The following is a 14,976-nucleotide window of genomic DNA, read 5'->3' on the forward strand; positions in this document are numbered from 1 at the left end:
GCCCTGCCCTAAAGGCCATGGAGTCGTTTCGGGTGCTCAGGAGATTTGAACAGCTTCACCCGCCCGTCGCCACGTAGTCCTTCACCGTGTGATGGCTGCAGTCCAGCTAGCGGGCAATCCGTTTCGGACCCCACCCGCATGCCGCTAGGCGCAACATCTCCGTCACGTCATCCGATGCCTTCCGTGATTCGTTCCCCGTTCATTCACACTCTCCGCGGCTATCCAAGCAGGGGGCAATTCGTCGTGACGCCGAGGGTGCAGTTTCCATGCCCCGTGACAACATCGTACTTTCATTCAGTTGTGCAACATCGAATCGACACTCTCCAGCTGGTTCGATTGCGGCAGATTAGATCGCGGTTTTCGGTCGCCCCCTTCTGCTACAAAGCCAATAAGGCCTTAGGTGACTGACGTTGGACCAGCAATGAATGTAGATACTTTCTCAAGTCCAACTTCCGATCTGATGAAGTTGCTGGGAGCATCGGCTCCTAGCGGAGACGAACAAACATGTCGGCCATTATACAGATGTGTCGCTGATAGGACAGAGAATCGGATGACTCATGTCACGGCTGCCAGTTCTCGCCACGAACCGATGTCTTCTTGCAAAACAGCACACAAAACGTCCAGCCTACCTCGCTGCGGTAAACGATGCACGGGCTCGGTTGAGGCGATGACTGCAACATGATGTGTGCCGACCAGCACCCTCCATGTTCTGGAATGCGTCGTTTGGGTCTAGGTTACATCCAACTCCACTGCGCCGCCCCAACAACCACCGGCGAGAATGCGAAAACTCGCCATTTTAAGGTTTTTCAGCAAACTGCCTAGATACCATAAGGGACTGCCCGGAAGAATTGATGCAGGCGACGAACTTCGGGCCTGTGGCGGCTCGAGCGCTGGCACGGACGTTGCTATTGAAATGCGTCCAGTGAAAGCTACTGCAAGCAGACGCGGAGCGGAAGCGATCAAGGGGTGAGACAGAAGGAAACACACTCTCGGGGCTAAACGGCGCACGGTGAACTGGTCGCGAGTAACCCTGGATGATGCACAATGAGCAACCATTTATTCTATCTTGGGGAAGAGCCGAATGCCCATCGACTATCCTGCTGTACTTAATCTCAAAACCGAAGCTACCCCTTATTCGTGGAGCGATCGTGAGGTGATGTTTTATGCCCTTGGGATCGGCATGGGCTCCGATCCTCTGAACGAAAGAGAACTGCAGTTTGTTAATGACGCATCTGCAATACCCAGGCCGCTGAGAGTCGTTCCGACGTTTGCTTCTGTTTGTGTCTGGGGGGCCTCACCAGGCGCTATCGATCTCAGCCGCATCATGGTCCTTGACGGCGAACGCGACATAATTTTTTACAAACCCATCCCGGTGACCGCCAGCGTTACCGCAGATGCGCGCGTGCGCGGCGTGTACGACAAGGGCAAGGAGAAAGGCGCGATCATTCAGAACGAAGTCGACGTCAGAGATGGCAACGGCCACAAGATCGTTACAATCCTTTCTTCGACCTTTGCGAGAGGCGACGGCGGCTTTGGCGGACCATCGGAGGGAATGCCCGAGCCCCATCAAGTTCCTCGGCGAGCACCAGACAGGTCAGTCGACATTCCGACCCGACCTGACCAAGCCTTGATCTATCGACTATTGGGTGACCGAAATCCATTGCACAGCGATCCGGAGTTTGCGCGTCTGGCCGGTTTTCAAAGGCCCATTCTCCATGGCATGTGCACCTATGGATTCACCTGCCGGGCCGTGTTGCAGACGTACGCCGACTATGATGCATCGGCCTTCCGTCGTCATCGCGCGCGCTTTTCAGCCCCTGTGTTCCCGGGCGAGACAATCACAGTTAATCTTTGGAAGGAGGGCAATTCGATTTCGTTTGAAGCTCATATCCAAGAACGCCAAGTTACTGTCGCCAAGAATGGGCAGACGGTGCTAGGCTGAGCCTTCGACACGCCGTCGGAGTGCCGATTTTACCAATTGGGTATAGCAAGCCGACGGATCATCAGGCTAGGATCCTAACGATCATCATTAGGCATTCGCGAAGTGGCCAAATTGTACCGAGTCACGAGACGCGACTCTGACGCATTGCGGCAGCCGCGAAGAAATTCGTAAGTCGCCCTCGATCGGTGTCACGAGCGCCCATGCAATCGAGCCGCTTCCTGTCGTCCCGGGCGAGCTTGCGTTAGCAACTACACCACATTCAACTGCGTCTGCTTGAAAGTTTGGACCCACGCTCTGCTATGAGGTCAACGGTGACCGCCCCTAGCTTCGACTTGGCCGAGCCGGAGGAGTTCTTTCAGCCGAAGACCTCTTCGATGCGTTTGAGGCAACGCTGGCTGATGTCCCCGAAGTGTGCTAAGCGCTCCTCCTTGCCCGTTTGCTGGTCTTATTCCGGCAGCACTCGCAATATGCGGGTGACTAATCTATTTGGGGGTCGTGCACGAAGTGCGTCGCGTCGTAGGCCTTGTCCGCCGGCCAGAATGATCCGCTTCGAGCGCACGATCATAGCAAGCGCCGGTTGCCGTTCGGCAGTACCGGTCGCTTGGCTCGCCCCCCCAAAGCCGCTAACGCATTACGGTTGTCAGCAGCGCGCAGGCCCATGTAGTTGAGCTTGGCCGGCTGATAGTCACATTCTTTTTTATAGCGAGCCTGCGGACTGGTCGTGTTCGCATGTGTCTCGTCGGATCGCTTCTGCCTGCGGAGATTTACGCTGGCGGATTGCTCTCGTTATCGCTGTCATCCTTCTTCCGGAAGTTCTTGGTCGAAGCCCAGCCTTCAATCAGCGTGCCATCACCAAAGATGGATCGCTCGACAGCAGACGCTTGGCCTTTGACTGCGCCAGAAGTGCGTCTGCCTGCCTCAAGCGGCCGGTCTTTCAGAAAGTGTAAGCGCAGCACCAAGGTCCTTCAGATTGTTTGTGCACAGCTTTGGGAGCGCCGCTAGACTAGAAGAGTCATCCTCAGCAAGAGTCCTCGCAACGGACGACCATTCGGACGACATAAGACGACCGTCGTCGCCGCGTATCGAGGTATATGCTGGCGTTGGTCGAACGCAGTGGCCAGACGATTTGAAGGCACAGATGGTCGTGGAAAGCTTTCGGACGGACGCGATCGTAGCGGATACGGCGAATGGCACGTTCTGGTCAATTGGTGCTACCGGTCTCGGCGGATACGTCATCGTTCGTGCCGTTGGTGTCGGAATCTTCGCGACCGGCCGCTGCGGAGCCGCTACGCTTACGAGAACGTTGGATGCGACCAAACTCATCATGCATTCCAAGCCCTACGGACCGGCTGAACGGAATATCGAACTCCATCAGATGCCGCTCAGAGCGGCTCCTATAGAACGCTTGCGGGAGCATCGTCCGAAGCAGCTTCTTCGGTGGGATAGACCGGCGACCGAAGTTCGTACAGAATTTGCCGAAACTGTGCCCAGAATGTTCGCTCACCGCTACCGTATCATCCCTAACGCATGATCCCCGTAAACCTGAGCCTAAGTCCACACAACTGCCAAGCGAGCCGACCATTCGACCGCCCGGATCACAGGCCCAAGGTAACCGATCCAAGAGAAGTGATGCTACTTCAACAAGCTGCCAGACCATTTGAACACCAAGCAGCGATGGTTATGCATCGAGGGCCGCAATGCATGCAGGCCAGACCCATTCTTTCGCACACCTTCGGTTTCTGGTCCTACATCGGCAACATTATCAGGCTACTGCCGTCAATAGTCACAATGTATTGGTAATTCGCATTCTATCTGCCTCCGATACGCGTTGAACATGCCAAGCCGAAGAGCGAAATCTTAGGCTTTCCGGCTGCCTCTTTCGGAAGGTCTCCGCGATCATCTGTAGTATGGAATTCCAAACTTCGGGGGACACTTGGCTCGGGATGTCATGTCTACCAGACCAATAGTTGACATACCGCTCCTCGCTCATTGATACTGTTTCGGTAGTAGCGAGATAAATGCAGTGTCCCAGGCCGGGATATTGGTTCAAGAGCGCCTCGTATGTTCCCATCTGACCAATGAGTGTAGTACGCGCCCGCCGTAAAGCCGGAGCCACGTCGCGTACCCGATTTTCGATTTCGAGTTGAAACGGATCAGTCTCAAGATCCGCAAGAACGTGCACAATTGTGAAGAATCCGCCAGGTCGCAAGATCCGCATGCTTTCGCGAAGCGCTTCGCGCACGTCCGTCAGATGGAATGACAAGCTGTAGCAAACCCAATCTAGCGAATCGTCGGGTAGGCTCGTGCACTCTCCCGACGCGATAATCCAAGATACGGCTGGATAGGTTGCGCCAAGCCTCTGCCCCACAGCAACCATTTTACTGTCGGGTTCGATTGCATAGCCTGAAAGTCCCATGTCAGCTAAGGCATAGGCGATGGCACCCGTACCCGCACCGATATCCCCGAAGACCGGACTTCCAGTTAGGTACTTTACCCGGTCAACAAGCGTCTCAAGCAGCTGTCGTGAATAGGGTGGAAAGGCCGGATAATACTCCGCTATTTCGGAAAAGCTTCCGAAGGAAGGTCTGTTAGCGACTTTCATCTTTTTCTCCATCGCGTTCATGATTGTTCTGATGCTGCGGCCGCGCCAAAATCGCTTTATCCAAATTTCTGCTTGACGCCCCTGCTCTTACGCGCGGATGCACCCACGCAAGTGATCCATGGCAGGCTGCTCGAGCTCATACCATCGCCGCGACATCCCTCGAGATCAGCTTTTCGGTCTACCTATCTCGCCCTGGCGGGCGCCCAAAGCCTGGGCGCCCCCCATCGTTTGGATTTGAAGAAGCCGCCGAATGATCTCGTTCTGGCATCTATGGATGATCCGCCAGAAATTCGAAGTGAAAGGCGCGCCTTCGGCGAGGTGCTACCATGCGCAGCATAATGTTCGACCTCAACTTCCCTATCTGCTGGCGCGCGCCGATCATGCCGTACTCGTTGTTGAAATCCCCGCTGAAGGAGAGAGAGCCCAAGTTTTGTTTCATCATTGCACAGCATACCATATTTCCTACTCGGAACGCCTTGCCGCTCGGACCGAGTTGCCGGGACATTCGTTGGCGTATTAGGCAAAGCTAGGTTTGCACCCGCAGTCTCCACCATCGCGTTAGAGTCCATTGCTTACCTCATTGAGAAGGCAGATGCCGAAGGCAGAGCTCAACGAGATTCTGGATGTCGCAAACGAGTGCACCGATCACCGCCACGACAACCAGCAGATTGCGATTTATCCCGACCTCTTTCCAAGTGACTATGAGCTAAGCCGGTCTTTATGGATGACAGGATGGATGACGGGGCCTGAGCTCTTCAACCAATACTTGACATGTCGCGGCAAGCCAGATCAATTGCCAACCTTGGTAGTTGACGCGTTGCAAGATACTACTTCTGAAAGCCGCTCCGGGGCCAGCCCCATCTTTTCAGCGACCGCAGCGCGTCTTCGGGCCACGACGCACCGGCAGCACAGATCGCCGTCCAGACTCCAATCAATTTCCGGTTCCGAAGCGCGACCTAGGCAGCGCCGGTCCTAATGCTCGACTTCGTCGCAAACGGCTGGGATAGCTCTGATCGATCGCGATACCGTCGCGGTGTCGAGACCGGCGCTTCATGGTAGGTTGCGCCAATATTCCTATCAGCGGCAGCTTTTGGATGCTGTAAAGTACGCATACGACGAAGGCCGCCAGATTGGCACATGCGCGTGAGAGCGGCGAGTTCTATGATGGCTGGTCGTTGCGTGAGGGTCAGGCGGCCTGCTGATCTGTGGGTTTGTCGGCTTTGCGCAGGAGCTTCCATTCCCATATGTGGACGGCTCCCACTTGCAAGCTTTTTTGCAGATATTTTTGATCGGATCGCTTGCTTCCATATGTGCGGCCTTTGTGTGTGGTCGCACATGACCACTGGCCAAGATGGTTTCCGCAACGCATGTTCCTAACAGGGCAACGGCCTCGGAGGGCCAATGGGAATGACGGAGTGTCACGCGTCTTGGATCGATCGATCGCACCATCTGCTCTTCTCTTGCAAGTTCACTGCATTAGCTCAACACGGAAGCCATTCTGTCGCGCTCCCCGTGACGGCCAATCTTTCTATGCTGCCTTCGGTTGCCCCTCTATTCGCCGATATGTTTCGCCGCTCACCATGAGCTTCCAGGCAACACGGGCGATCTTGTTGGCAAGCGCGACGGCAACCAGCTTGGGCTTTTTTCGTTGCAGAAGTTCGGTGAGCCATCGGGACGCATGTTTGCTCCGTCCTGCTCTGACGTGTTGAAGAAGAGCGGTTGCGCCGACCACCAATATACTTCTGAGCATTTCGTCACCAGCGCGGGTGATCACGCCAAGCCTGACCTTCCCTGCCGTCGAATGGTCTTTGGGTGTAAGCCCTATCCAGGCGGCAAAATCGCGACCTGACTCAAACATTCGAGGATCTGGGGTCTTCATCATTAAGAGCGAGGCGCCGACCGGTCCGACACCCGGAATTTCAGCCAGGCGCCTGCTGCATTCATCGGAGCGATGCAGCGTGGTCAGTTTGTCCTCGACGGCTTTCGTTTCGGCAAGCAAATCGCGATACTCAACGCCATGCATGGCAAAAAGCTCACGGGCCAGTTCGGGCAAGGATTGATCAGCCGCTATTCGTTCCAATAACGGTTCGATCCGGCACATGCCCTTGGCCGCGACAATGCCGAACTCCATGGCAAAACCGCGTATGGCATTGGCAAGCTGTGTCCGATTGCGGATCAGCCGCTCTCGCATACCGACCAGCATTAAGGCCGCCTGCTGGTCCGCGGTCTTTACCGGCACGAAGCGCATGGTGGGTCGGCTCATCGCCTCACACAACGCTTCCGCATCCGCCGCGTCGTTCTTGCCGCGTTTTACATAAGGCTTCGCCAGATGAGGCGCGATCAATTTCACCTCATGACCAAACGAACTTAACAGCCTAGCCCAATGATGAGAGCCACCACAGGCCTCTAGTGCGATGATAGTCGGCGGCGCTTTCTCGAAGAATTTCACCATCTCCCTACGCGAAAGCTTCTTGCGTAAGGCTGGTTGCTCGGCTGCGTTCACGCCATGCAATTGGAAAACACTTTTTGACGTGTCCATACCAATTCGGATAATCTGTTCCACGGGCGGTCTCCCTCGATTGAGCTTTCAACGAACTCACTCTGGCACATTGCGATGCCGTTGGGAGCCGTCCACCTCAACAGGGCAGCAGTTCGCGCAGACGCGAAGTGGGAAGATCGGCGATCCGGGCGAGGACGTCGGCGAGCCAGGCTTTGGGATCGACGTTGTTGAGGCGGCAGGTCGTGATCATCGTCAGCATGATGGCAGCGCGGTCGGCGCCGCGCAGACTGCCGGCGAAGGTCCAGTTGCGCCTGCCCAACGCGATGCCGCGCAACGCTCTTTCAGCGGCATTATTGCTGAGGCAGATCCTGCCATCATCGAGGAAGCGGGAGAAGTCGTCCCAGCGCCTGAGCATGTAATTCATGGGCTTCAGGACCTCGGAGGAGCGCGACAGGGCTTCTCGCTCGCGGAGCAGCCAGTCGTGCAAGTCATCGAGAAGCGGCTTGCTCCTCTCCTGGCGTACGGCACGCCGCTCGTCGGCATTGCGGCCGTTGATGGCGCGCTCGATCTCGAACAGAGCGTCAAGACGCCTGACCGCCTCCAGCGCGATCGGGGAGACCGGTTTGCCCTTGCGGCCTTCCCTGGCCGTTTTCTCGATGTCGGCCAGCTCGAAGAATCCCCGCCGCGCATGGGCCAGGCAAAATGCGGGCGTGATCGGCATCGCTTTTCTTTTCGGATCGAACAACGGCTCGAAGCCGCTATAGCAATCCGCCTGCAGGATACCGGCGAAGGCGGCCAGATGCTTCTGGGGATGTTCGCCCCGTCGGTCGCTCGAGGCGTAATAGACCGCCGCCGGCGGCGCAGGCCCGGCGAACGGCTGGTCATCCCGCACATACGTCCAGATCCGCCCAGTCGTGCACTTGCCCTTCGCCAGGATGCGGATGGTGGTGTCGTCGCCATGTAGGCGCTCGGCCGCGAGCACATGGTGCTCGATCAGCTGGAACAGCGGCATAACGGCGAAGGTTCCGTGGCCGACCTGGTCGGCCAGCGTCGACAGCGGCAGATCGATCCTCTCGGCCTTAAAGCGCACGCTCTGACGGTTGAGCGGGATATGCATGCCGAACTTGTCGAACAGGATTGTCGCCAGCAGTTGCGGACCGATGAAGCCACGCGGTGTGGCATGGAACGGCGCGGGCGGCTGGCTGATCTTCTCACAATCGCGGCAGGTGAACTTTTCCCGCACCGTCTCGATCAGCTTGAACCGGCGCGGGATCTCCTCCAACGTCTCGGTCACATCCTCGCCCAGCTTCGCCAGGCGCGATCCGCCGCAGCAGGCGCAGCTCGTTGGCGCCTCAATGACGACCCGCTCGCGTTCGATGTCGTCCGGCCAAGGCTTGCGCACCGGCCGCTTGCGCGGGAAGGCCCGAACGTTCTGTACCTTTGCAGCCGCGGCACGCGCGGCGAGCTCATCCTCACTCGCCATGGTGATGAGTTCTTCGAGCTCCAATTCCAATTGCTCGATCAGCCGCGCCGTGCGCTCGGACCGCGGCCCGTACAGTTCGCGTTTGAGCTTCTCGATCCGCAGTTCGAGATGTGCGATCAACGCTTCGTTGTCCGACAGCTCCGCCCGCGCGCTGGCGGCATCCGCGACTGCGATATCGCGCTCAACTTGCAACGCCTTGCGCTCGGCCAGCAGCGCCATGTAGGCGCTCGCAAGATCCGCAGGAAGATCGTCTGGCTTCGAGCTCATGAAGCCATTGAATCAGATCGAGCAGCAGATTCAAACCCAAAACGGTTATCCGACCCGCGTCGGACGCTGGGTTTCTTGCGGGGTGCGCCAATCGATTCCGGACAACAGATAACTCAACTGCGCCGGCGAGATCGTTACCGTTTCACCGCCAACCGATGGCCAGATGAACCTTCCTCGCTCGAGTCTTTTGGTAAAAAGGCATGCTCCTTGGCCGTCGTGCCAGATCAGCTTCACAAGATCGCTGCGGCGACCGCGGAAGACAAACAAATGACCGCTGAGCGGGTCTTTGTGCAGCACCTCCTGCACTTGGAGCGCCAACGACGGAAAGCCTCGGCGCATGTCTGTGTAGCCTGTCGCGAGCCACACTCGCGCGCCCGTCGGAACCGGGATCATCGGCGGACCAAAGCATCGAGAACGCGACGTAGCGCATCTCCATCAACGTCGCCATCGACCCGGATGCGGTGCCCGCTACCAAGATCAATCTCGATGATGCCCTGGCTCTTGCGTCGACGCGCCGTTGGCGTCAACGGCGCTTCGGCCACCTCCCGCGGTAGCGCAGACGGCCCAATCTCGACCGGAACAAACGGCGCTATGCTCGCTTCGCCGTGCCTGCAAAGCTCCTTACGCCACCTGAACAGCTGGCTCACATGAAGCCCGGCCACGCGAGCCACCTCGGAAACATTGGCGCCGGGCTCGAGCGACGCTGCGACGAGCCGTTCCTTCTCATCCTGCGACCACCGGCGCCGCCGCTCGACCGTTGTGATCACCTCCGCCCTCGAAATCATCATAGCGCTTCTCCTAGGATTACCCCTAGGACCTGCAGCGCTCGCGCCCATCAAACAAGGCGGCCCTTAGCGGAGGAATACGATACAGGCGCGTTTTCCGCCGACACTTCTGGTTCATTAACTCGACTTCCAGGGCTTGCTTGCCGACCAGCCCCGTCGGCGGCTGAAACCAGCGGGGCTTCCTTCGCATCTGAATCGACTGAAAACGCCTTTGCCACGCCGGACTATCCCATATTGGGTACAGTCACGAGATTACAACCCAGGACTGGAGGCACAAGACGTAACAATAGTTCGACGAGAGAACTCAAACCTCAAAGAGCTCGCGCGGCAATTTCGTGAACGGCTCACCGCCAACATCGGTAACACGAAACGTTTCGCTGATCACATAGCCGACATCTTCATCGATCCAATTTCCAAGCATCAGGTGAAACGTCATGTTTGGCTTCAGGATGGTAATGTCGCCTTCTTTCAGGCTAGCCGTTGGCTCTGTCCAATCGATCCCCACGGCATAACCGCACCGCGACTCTTTCTCAAAGCCGCATTTTTTTAGAGTGGAGTTAAATGCAGCTGCGACGTCGCTACAAGTCCGACCAGTCGTGGCGGCGGCAAGCGCGGCTTCCAAACCGGCGACTTCTCCCTCATGGAGCCGAGTAATTTGATCGGACGGGCTGCCAATCGACATTGTGCGCATTAGAGGGGACGTATACCCGTGGCGAACACCGCTGAATTCGAGGTTGATCTGTGAACCTAACTGGAAGACGTCCTCGGTCCAGCGAATGTGGCACGTAGACGTGCGCGGCGTAGAACACAGAAAGAAACTCGCGACATCGGTGCCGGGCTTACCATCAGCACCGCGCACAAGCGTCCCAATAATCTCCGCTGCTAGGTCAGCTTCACGCATGCCTGGCCGAATAACTTCCCTCGCTCTGAGCATGCCGGCGTCGGAAATGGCGGCCGCCTCACGCATGAGCCCAATTTCCAGATCCGATTTTACGCCTCGAATCCAAGCGACGACATGCGTGAAATCGACAATCTTCGCTTTCATCGATCGATACTTGAATTTCTCGACCGTCGACGCTGGCAACAACTTTGCTTCAAGTCCGATCCCCCGGGTCCGCCCCTTGTCCAAAATGAAGTCGATTATCGCGTCATATCCGTCCCGGTTGGGATTGGCGATGAGCGTCTCTGGGTAGCCAATCACATGACTGCGATTGATAAACATCTGGTGGATAGCTGCTGGGCCGTCCATACGGCGTGTAATAAACGTCGGCTCTTCATCGTCTAAGGACACGACCAAACCTTGAGGCACGTACCCAGACTTTGACGTATATCCTGAAAGGTATGTAATGTTGGCTGGAGCCGTTACCACGAGCACTTCAATCTCACGTCGCGCCATCTCTGACTTAACGGTATTCAATCTTCGTAGATACTCAGTGCGGGGAAACGCCTGCGGACCTTTTGGCATTGTCACGCTTTAACTCCTTCCATGAAGTATCAGGCTTGTTGTGTTTAGCCTGGCTGCTAGCGATGGCGCCATGATGACTATCGCATGATGGTCGACAGCATCTCTTGCGAAACCACGGTTTGGACATCGTGATAAACGCCACCGGCACCACGATTGCATCAGCGCGATGCAGCAGGCACCTTGAGCGATGATCCCACGAGTTTGGCGTGAATTGATCGGCTGACTGTCACTGCGGCTCCCGCTAACGCCGTATGGCGTGATACAGTTCAAACATAACGTTCTGTTCGGCGTCGAGCACTTTCAATTGTCATCTCGTCGCCAACAAAGCGGTGATCCGATTAGTAGGCCGAAATCGGCGAATTACTTCGACGTACGGGATCGTCGCGCAGTAATACTCCAACGCTTAGCCCAACGCACCATATGCACGGAAGCGTCTTGCGCGCATCAGCTTGCGACGGCGGGTAAGCAACGATCGGATCATCACTTAAGGGGCGATAGATTCCAGTGTCATATAGCGGGAGCGCTGCCGCCATTCATCGTCTGCTCGAGCAGGATCGCACCGATTAAGCGGACGATCACATCTTCATAAGGGAACATGCCGATGACTTTGGTCCGCCGCTCAATCTCGCCCATGAGCGCGCGAGGGTTCATCATCTCGAATGCCGTAGGTGGTTTCTCGAATCATGTTGGTGTCAGCATACAACCCTACCTGCGAACCGCCGGCGACCACCGTTAAGCCGTCCACCGCTAACGCGCTGTTTGAGGGCGCACGTGGAGACGGCTTTGCTCTACCGAGTTACCCCATAAGGGGGGAGCACAGCCATCCCAAGTCCGCAACTTTCGGCCGAGGTTGTCAAATTACGCCTGAGCTCGAATAAGTCTTGACGATCGCACAGCCGCGGCTATTCCGCATTCAGCGGAACACCGGAAATTGGCTCAGAAAATACTTCTCGGATACACTCTGGAACACCTTGTCGCCATCGTTCTCACTGATCTGGCAAAGTTCCTGTCGCGCAGAATAACCGCCCGACCTGCGCCGGCCTTCATCGCCGCGGTCCCCCCTTTTTAACATAGATTCCCCCTCTGATCCATCAAGTTTCCTATCAATGGCGTTCACGACGCCACTCCCCCCATGAAACAGTTGAGTCGTATTCGTCCAGCACGGTTCGGCGGCTGTGATCAGCTATTTAGGTGGGCAGCATACCGTCGCGACCTGTAGCTATATTCTGGCCAAGAGATTTCATAGCGTCAGCTGATCGTAGTGGACAGAGATTGCGCGCTTTTCCGCCGGCTGTTTGACAATGCCGTATCGCGAACTTTACCAGTTCGAGCTTCCCCCAGCTCGGCCCAGCGAGAAACCGTCCATTGCTCGCGGACCTCCGGCCTGTCTTGCTCGCACTGATCACGGCTCGCCGCTCGATTGTCCTAAAAAGACCTCAGCCTCGGGCGCATTTGCTGGAGCGGGTTGAGTTTGAATCTTCTGGCTGGGAAGTTCTGCATTTGCAGACGTATTCTTAGGGTGTGAGGGCCTTTCAGGGTCTTCAGGCGCCGAGCTTAGTTATAAGCGGTGATGGAATAGGCAAGGTGAGCGTCGAGCTGATCGTGTCGATCGTAATAGTTGCGTTAGACTTTCGCTTCCTTGATCGTGCGGTTCATGCGATCGACCTTGGCATTGGTCCAGGGATGCTTGGCCGTTGTCACCCGATTCTCGATCCCGCTTTCTTGGCAACGCATATTGAGCATATGCGTCACGCATTTTGTCGTCGAACCGTTCGCATGGCAGCGGGAAGGTGAGCTGAATCCTATTGTCGGTGAGCAATGGGTGACTCTTGCAGGGGACATCCGCGATCAGAGCTGCGAGGAAGGCCGATGCGAGCTAGAGCTTGCCTCCAGCCATCCGGAGTCAGCGATGTCGATATGAAAATCGCCGATCGGATAAGCCTTGGAGTTTTTCTTCGAAGACTTGTCGCCTACGAACTCGCCCAATCGGCTGATGCAGTGGCGCTGAGGCAGCGATGCAGGGGCGACCGCTTCAGATGTGGGATGGTCGGCTGCAATGCATAGAGGTAATCGGCGATATGTCGCCGGAAAGCGCCAATGATCGTCTCCTCGATGGAAAAGGTGATCGATCTGGCTTCCTTGGAACCTGTCGAACACGATCGGCGACAGTCTCGCGCTGCTCCGACTTTGCGACAGTCTTCTGTAGCGCTTGGCGACTGCTCTCAGGCTCTCTTGACTATTTGTATTGCACGACGGACTGCCTCCGTCGTGGTGGCTCTCTGTGTAAAACCTGCTCCATAGCGCATCTTCAATCGTGCGACAAGGATGCACCATCATAGTTTAGGACTAAGCACCGAAGGCACGACGAAGAGCGGAACAGGCAATCGCCCAATAGCGGGCCTGAACGCCACCTTGACCCTGGTACCGATCGAGAGCGTGAGCGGATCGGCATCAATCACATTGCTGAGCATAATCGGCCCCTCGCTCAGTGCAACATAGGCAACCACATAGGGCTCATTTCCCATCCGGTTCACAGAGAAAGAGTAAATCTCACCGTCGCCCGAAGACTCATGCCAGTCCAGCTCAGTCGAAAAGCAATGCGGGCAAATGCCTCGTGGATACCAGTGTGTCCTATGGCATAGCCGACACCGGGGCAGCACAAAGCGTCCGCCCGCAACCGCATCCCAAAACGCCTTGGTCTCTGGACTCTCCTCGATAAGGTCTGTGCCGATCATCGGATCACTCCCGTTCCAGGATGAGGGTGGCGCTGCCGTGGCGAGTGCCCATCAACCATCCAGTCCCGTGCGCAAGCGCGAGCGCGCAATCATCGACCTGAACAGCTGGATGCGCCTCACCCCGCAGCTGACGGACAGCTTCGATCACCTTGGTGATACCACCCCGCATCGCTGGATGGTTGTTGCAGAGGCCACCGCCGTCCGTATTGAAAGGCAATCGTCCAATACCGGAGATTAGATTGCCACCGGCGACAAAACGACCGCCGGATCCCTTTTCGCAAAATCCAAGATCCTCCAACGCAATGAGGACAGTAATCGTGAAGCTGTCGTAGATTGACGCGTAGCGAATATCGGTTGGCCTGACACCGGCCTCGGCGAAAGCGATGGCGCCCGATTGCCTGGCTGCCGAAGCAGTGAGCTCGACCTCGCCCGCCCACTGCCCTTGAACTGCTTCGCCCGCCCCAATTACCTTCACCCGTGGGCGCTTGAGACTCATTGCGATCTCAGGGCAGGTCACCACAATGGCACCGCCACCGTCAGATGTCACACAACAATCAAAGCGGCGCAGAGGGTCGGAGACGATGGGAGACGACAACACGTCTTCCACAGAAGTCACCTTTCGGAGCATGGCTTGTGGATTGTGCTGCGCGTGGTGAGATGCAGCGACCTTGATCCATGCGAGCTGCTCGCTTGTGGTCCCATAGTCGTGCATGTGACGGCGTGCGCACATTGCATAAATGTCTGCCGTCTTAACTTGGAGCGGCGCCTCCCACATCGTGTTCGGCTGGGTGGTGTTCAGATGTGACTCGCTTCGTTCGCTGCGAGGGCGCCCGGCCAGGGTGACCAAAGCGATACTACACTTTCCGGCTGCGATAACTTGCGCCGCGTGAGCGATGTGCAGCAGAGGTGCCGAACCGCCAATATCGGTTGAATCACAATGCCGCACTCTTAGATTCAAGAAATCGATCATCGTAAGCGGACCTGGACCCGGCGCATCGCCGGCGCAAAAATAGCCGTCGACGTCGTCTTTGGTCAGTCCGGCATCGGCGAGGGCGCCGGCAGCGCATTCTGCATGAAGTTGCACAACCGACTTGTCTGGCGCTTTTCGCGTGGGATGCTCGTAGATACCGACTATGTACGCTTGTTTGGTGAGAGCCATCGCTTCGCTGTCCTCTCATGGATGTCGGCAGTTGCACA

At 56.8% G+C, this 14,976-nt stretch carries 11 protein-coding genes and 3 pseudogenes; 2 read left to right on the forward strand and 12 right to left on the reverse strand.

Annotated features, from left to right (window positions below; all coding sequences use genetic code 11):
* The first annotated feature begins 1,081 nt into the window (after positions 1 to 1,081).
* Positions 1,082 to 1,942 carry a MaoC/PaaZ C-terminal domain-containing protein gene (locus AAFG07_RS32720; protein ID WP_342723833.1) on the forward strand — a complete coding sequence of 287 codons (861 nt, stop codon included), beginning with the start codon at positions 1,082 to 1,084 and terminating at the stop codon, positions 1,940 to 1,942.
* Positions 1,943 to 3,237: 1,295 nt separating this feature from the next.
* Here AAFG07_RS32720 and AAFG07_RS32725 read toward each other — a convergent pair.
* Both AAFG07_RS32725 and AAFG07_RS32730 read right to left on the reverse strand, forming a co-directional pair.
* Positions 3,238 to 3,407: pseudogene (locus AAFG07_RS32725) on the reverse strand (transposase); the annotation flags it as partial.
* Positions 3,408 to 3,725: 318 nt separating this feature from the next.
* Positions 3,726 to 4,565 carry a class I SAM-dependent methyltransferase gene (locus AAFG07_RS32730; RefSeq protein ID WP_342723834.1) on the reverse strand — a complete coding sequence of 280 codons (840 nt, stop codon included), beginning with the start codon at positions 4,563 to 4,565 and terminating at the stop codon, positions 3,726 to 3,728.
* Positions 4,566 to 4,794: 229 nt separating this feature from the next.
* Between AAFG07_RS32730 and AAFG07_RS32735 the strand changes: the two genes are divergently transcribed.
* A complete protein-coding gene (locus AAFG07_RS32735; protein WP_342723835.1) occupies positions 4,795 to 5,064 on the forward strand; it encodes a hypothetical protein in 270 nt (89 codons plus the stop codon).
* A gap of 1,008 nt (positions 5,065 to 6,072) precedes the next feature.
* On the opposite strand, the gene AAFG07_RS32740 is transcribed toward AAFG07_RS32735, so the two are convergent.
* The 10 genes and pseudogenes from AAFG07_RS32740 to AAFG07_RS32785 form a co-directional block, all read right to left on the reverse strand.
* The gene (locus AAFG07_RS32740; protein WP_342723836.1) at positions 6,073 to 7,107 is read right to left on the reverse strand and encodes an IS110 family transposase; all 1,035 of its coding nucleotides are present in this window, start codon (positions 7,105 to 7,107) and stop codon (positions 6,073 to 6,075) included.
* 73 nt (positions 7,108 to 7,180) lie between these two features.
* Positions 7,181 to 8,794 carry an IS66 family transposase gene (locus AAFG07_RS32745; RefSeq protein WP_342723837.1) on the reverse strand — a complete coding sequence of 538 codons (1,614 nt, stop codon included), beginning with the start codon at positions 8,792 to 8,794 and terminating at the stop codon, positions 7,181 to 7,183.
* 45 nt (positions 8,795 to 8,839) lie between these two features.
* Complete coding sequence (tnpB, locus tag AAFG07_RS32750; RefSeq protein ID WP_028182053.1) at positions 8,840 to 9,187, reverse strand: IS66 family insertion sequence element accessory protein TnpB; 348 nt, start codon at positions 9,185 to 9,187, stop codon at positions 8,840 to 8,842.
* Positions 9,184 to 9,582, reverse strand: coding sequence for a transposase (locus AAFG07_RS32755; protein ID WP_342723838.1), 399 nt, complete (start codon positions 9,580 to 9,582; stop codon positions 9,184 to 9,186). Before AAFG07_RS32755 ends, tnpB begins: the two co-directional genes overlap by 4 nt.
* Positions 9,583 to 9,883: 301 nt before the next feature.
* The gene (locus tag AAFG07_RS32760; RefSeq protein WP_342723839.1) at positions 9,884 to 11,050 is read right to left on the reverse strand and encodes a Xaa-Pro peptidase family protein; all 1,167 of its coding nucleotides are present in this window, start codon (positions 11,048 to 11,050) and stop codon (positions 9,884 to 9,886) included.
* Positions 11,051 to 11,490: 440 nt separating this feature from the next.
* A pseudogene (locus AAFG07_RS32765) lies at positions 11,491 to 11,680 on the reverse strand (transposase); the annotation flags it as partial.
* Between the two features lie 277 nt (positions 11,681 to 11,957).
* Positions 11,958 to 12,161 (reverse strand): hypothetical protein, encoded by a 204-nt coding sequence (locus AAFG07_RS32770; protein WP_342723840.1) that lies wholly within the window; start codon positions 12,159 to 12,161, stop codon positions 11,958 to 11,960.
* A gap of 308 nt (positions 12,162 to 12,469) precedes the next feature.
* Positions 12,470 to 13,350 (reverse strand): annotated as a pseudogene (locus AAFG07_RS32775) (integrase core domain-containing protein).
* Between the two features lie 27 nt (positions 13,351 to 13,377).
* A complete protein-coding gene (locus AAFG07_RS32780; protein WP_342723841.1) occupies positions 13,378 to 13,779 on the reverse strand; it encodes a Zn-ribbon domain-containing OB-fold protein in 402 nt (133 codons plus the stop codon).
* A gap of 4 nt (positions 13,780 to 13,783) precedes the next feature.
* Entirely contained in the window at positions 13,784 to 14,938 is a 1,155-nt protein-coding gene (locus tag AAFG07_RS32785; protein ID WP_342723842.1) for a thiolase domain-containing protein, read from the reverse strand.
* Positions 14,939 to 14,976 lie beyond the last annotated feature (38 nt).

Source organism: Bradyrhizobium sp. B097, from assembly GCF_038957035.1.
Taxonomy (GTDB): Bacteria; Pseudomonadota; Alphaproteobacteria; order Rhizobiales; family Xanthobacteraceae; genus Bradyrhizobium.

Bases quoted from the DNA above. Each gene is read 5' to 3' on its own strand.
- AAFG07_RS32735 (WP_342723835.1), top strand. From the start codon at position 4,795: ATGATCTCGTTCTGGCATCTATGGATGATCCGCCAGAAATTCGAAGTG.
- AAFG07_RS32745 (WP_342723837.1), bottom strand. From the start codon at position 8,794: ATGAGCTCGAAGCCAGACGATCTTCCTGCGGATCTTGCGAGCGCCTAC.
- AAFG07_RS32785 (WP_342723842.1), bottom strand. From the start codon at position 14,938: ATGGCTCTCACCAAACAAGCGTACATAGTCGGTATCTACGAGCATCCC.
- AAFG07_RS32780 (WP_342723841.1), bottom strand. From the start codon at position 13,779: ATGATCGGCACAGACCTTATCGAGGAGAGTCCAGAGACCAAGGCGTTT.
- AAFG07_RS32730 (WP_342723834.1), bottom strand. From the start codon at position 4,565: ATGAACGCGATGGAGAAAAAGATGAAAGTCGCTAACAGACCTTCCTTC.
- tnpB (WP_028182053.1), bottom strand. From the start codon at position 9,187: ATGATCCCGGTTCCGACGGGCGCGCGAGTGTGGCTCGCGACAGGCTAC.
- AAFG07_RS32755 (WP_342723838.1), bottom strand. From the start codon at position 9,582: ATGATGATTTCGAGGGCGGAGGTGATCACAACGGTCGAGCGGCGGCGC.
- AAFG07_RS32720 (WP_342723833.1), top strand. From the start codon at position 1,082: ATGCCCATCGACTATCCTGCTGTACTTAATCTCAAAACCGAAGCTACC.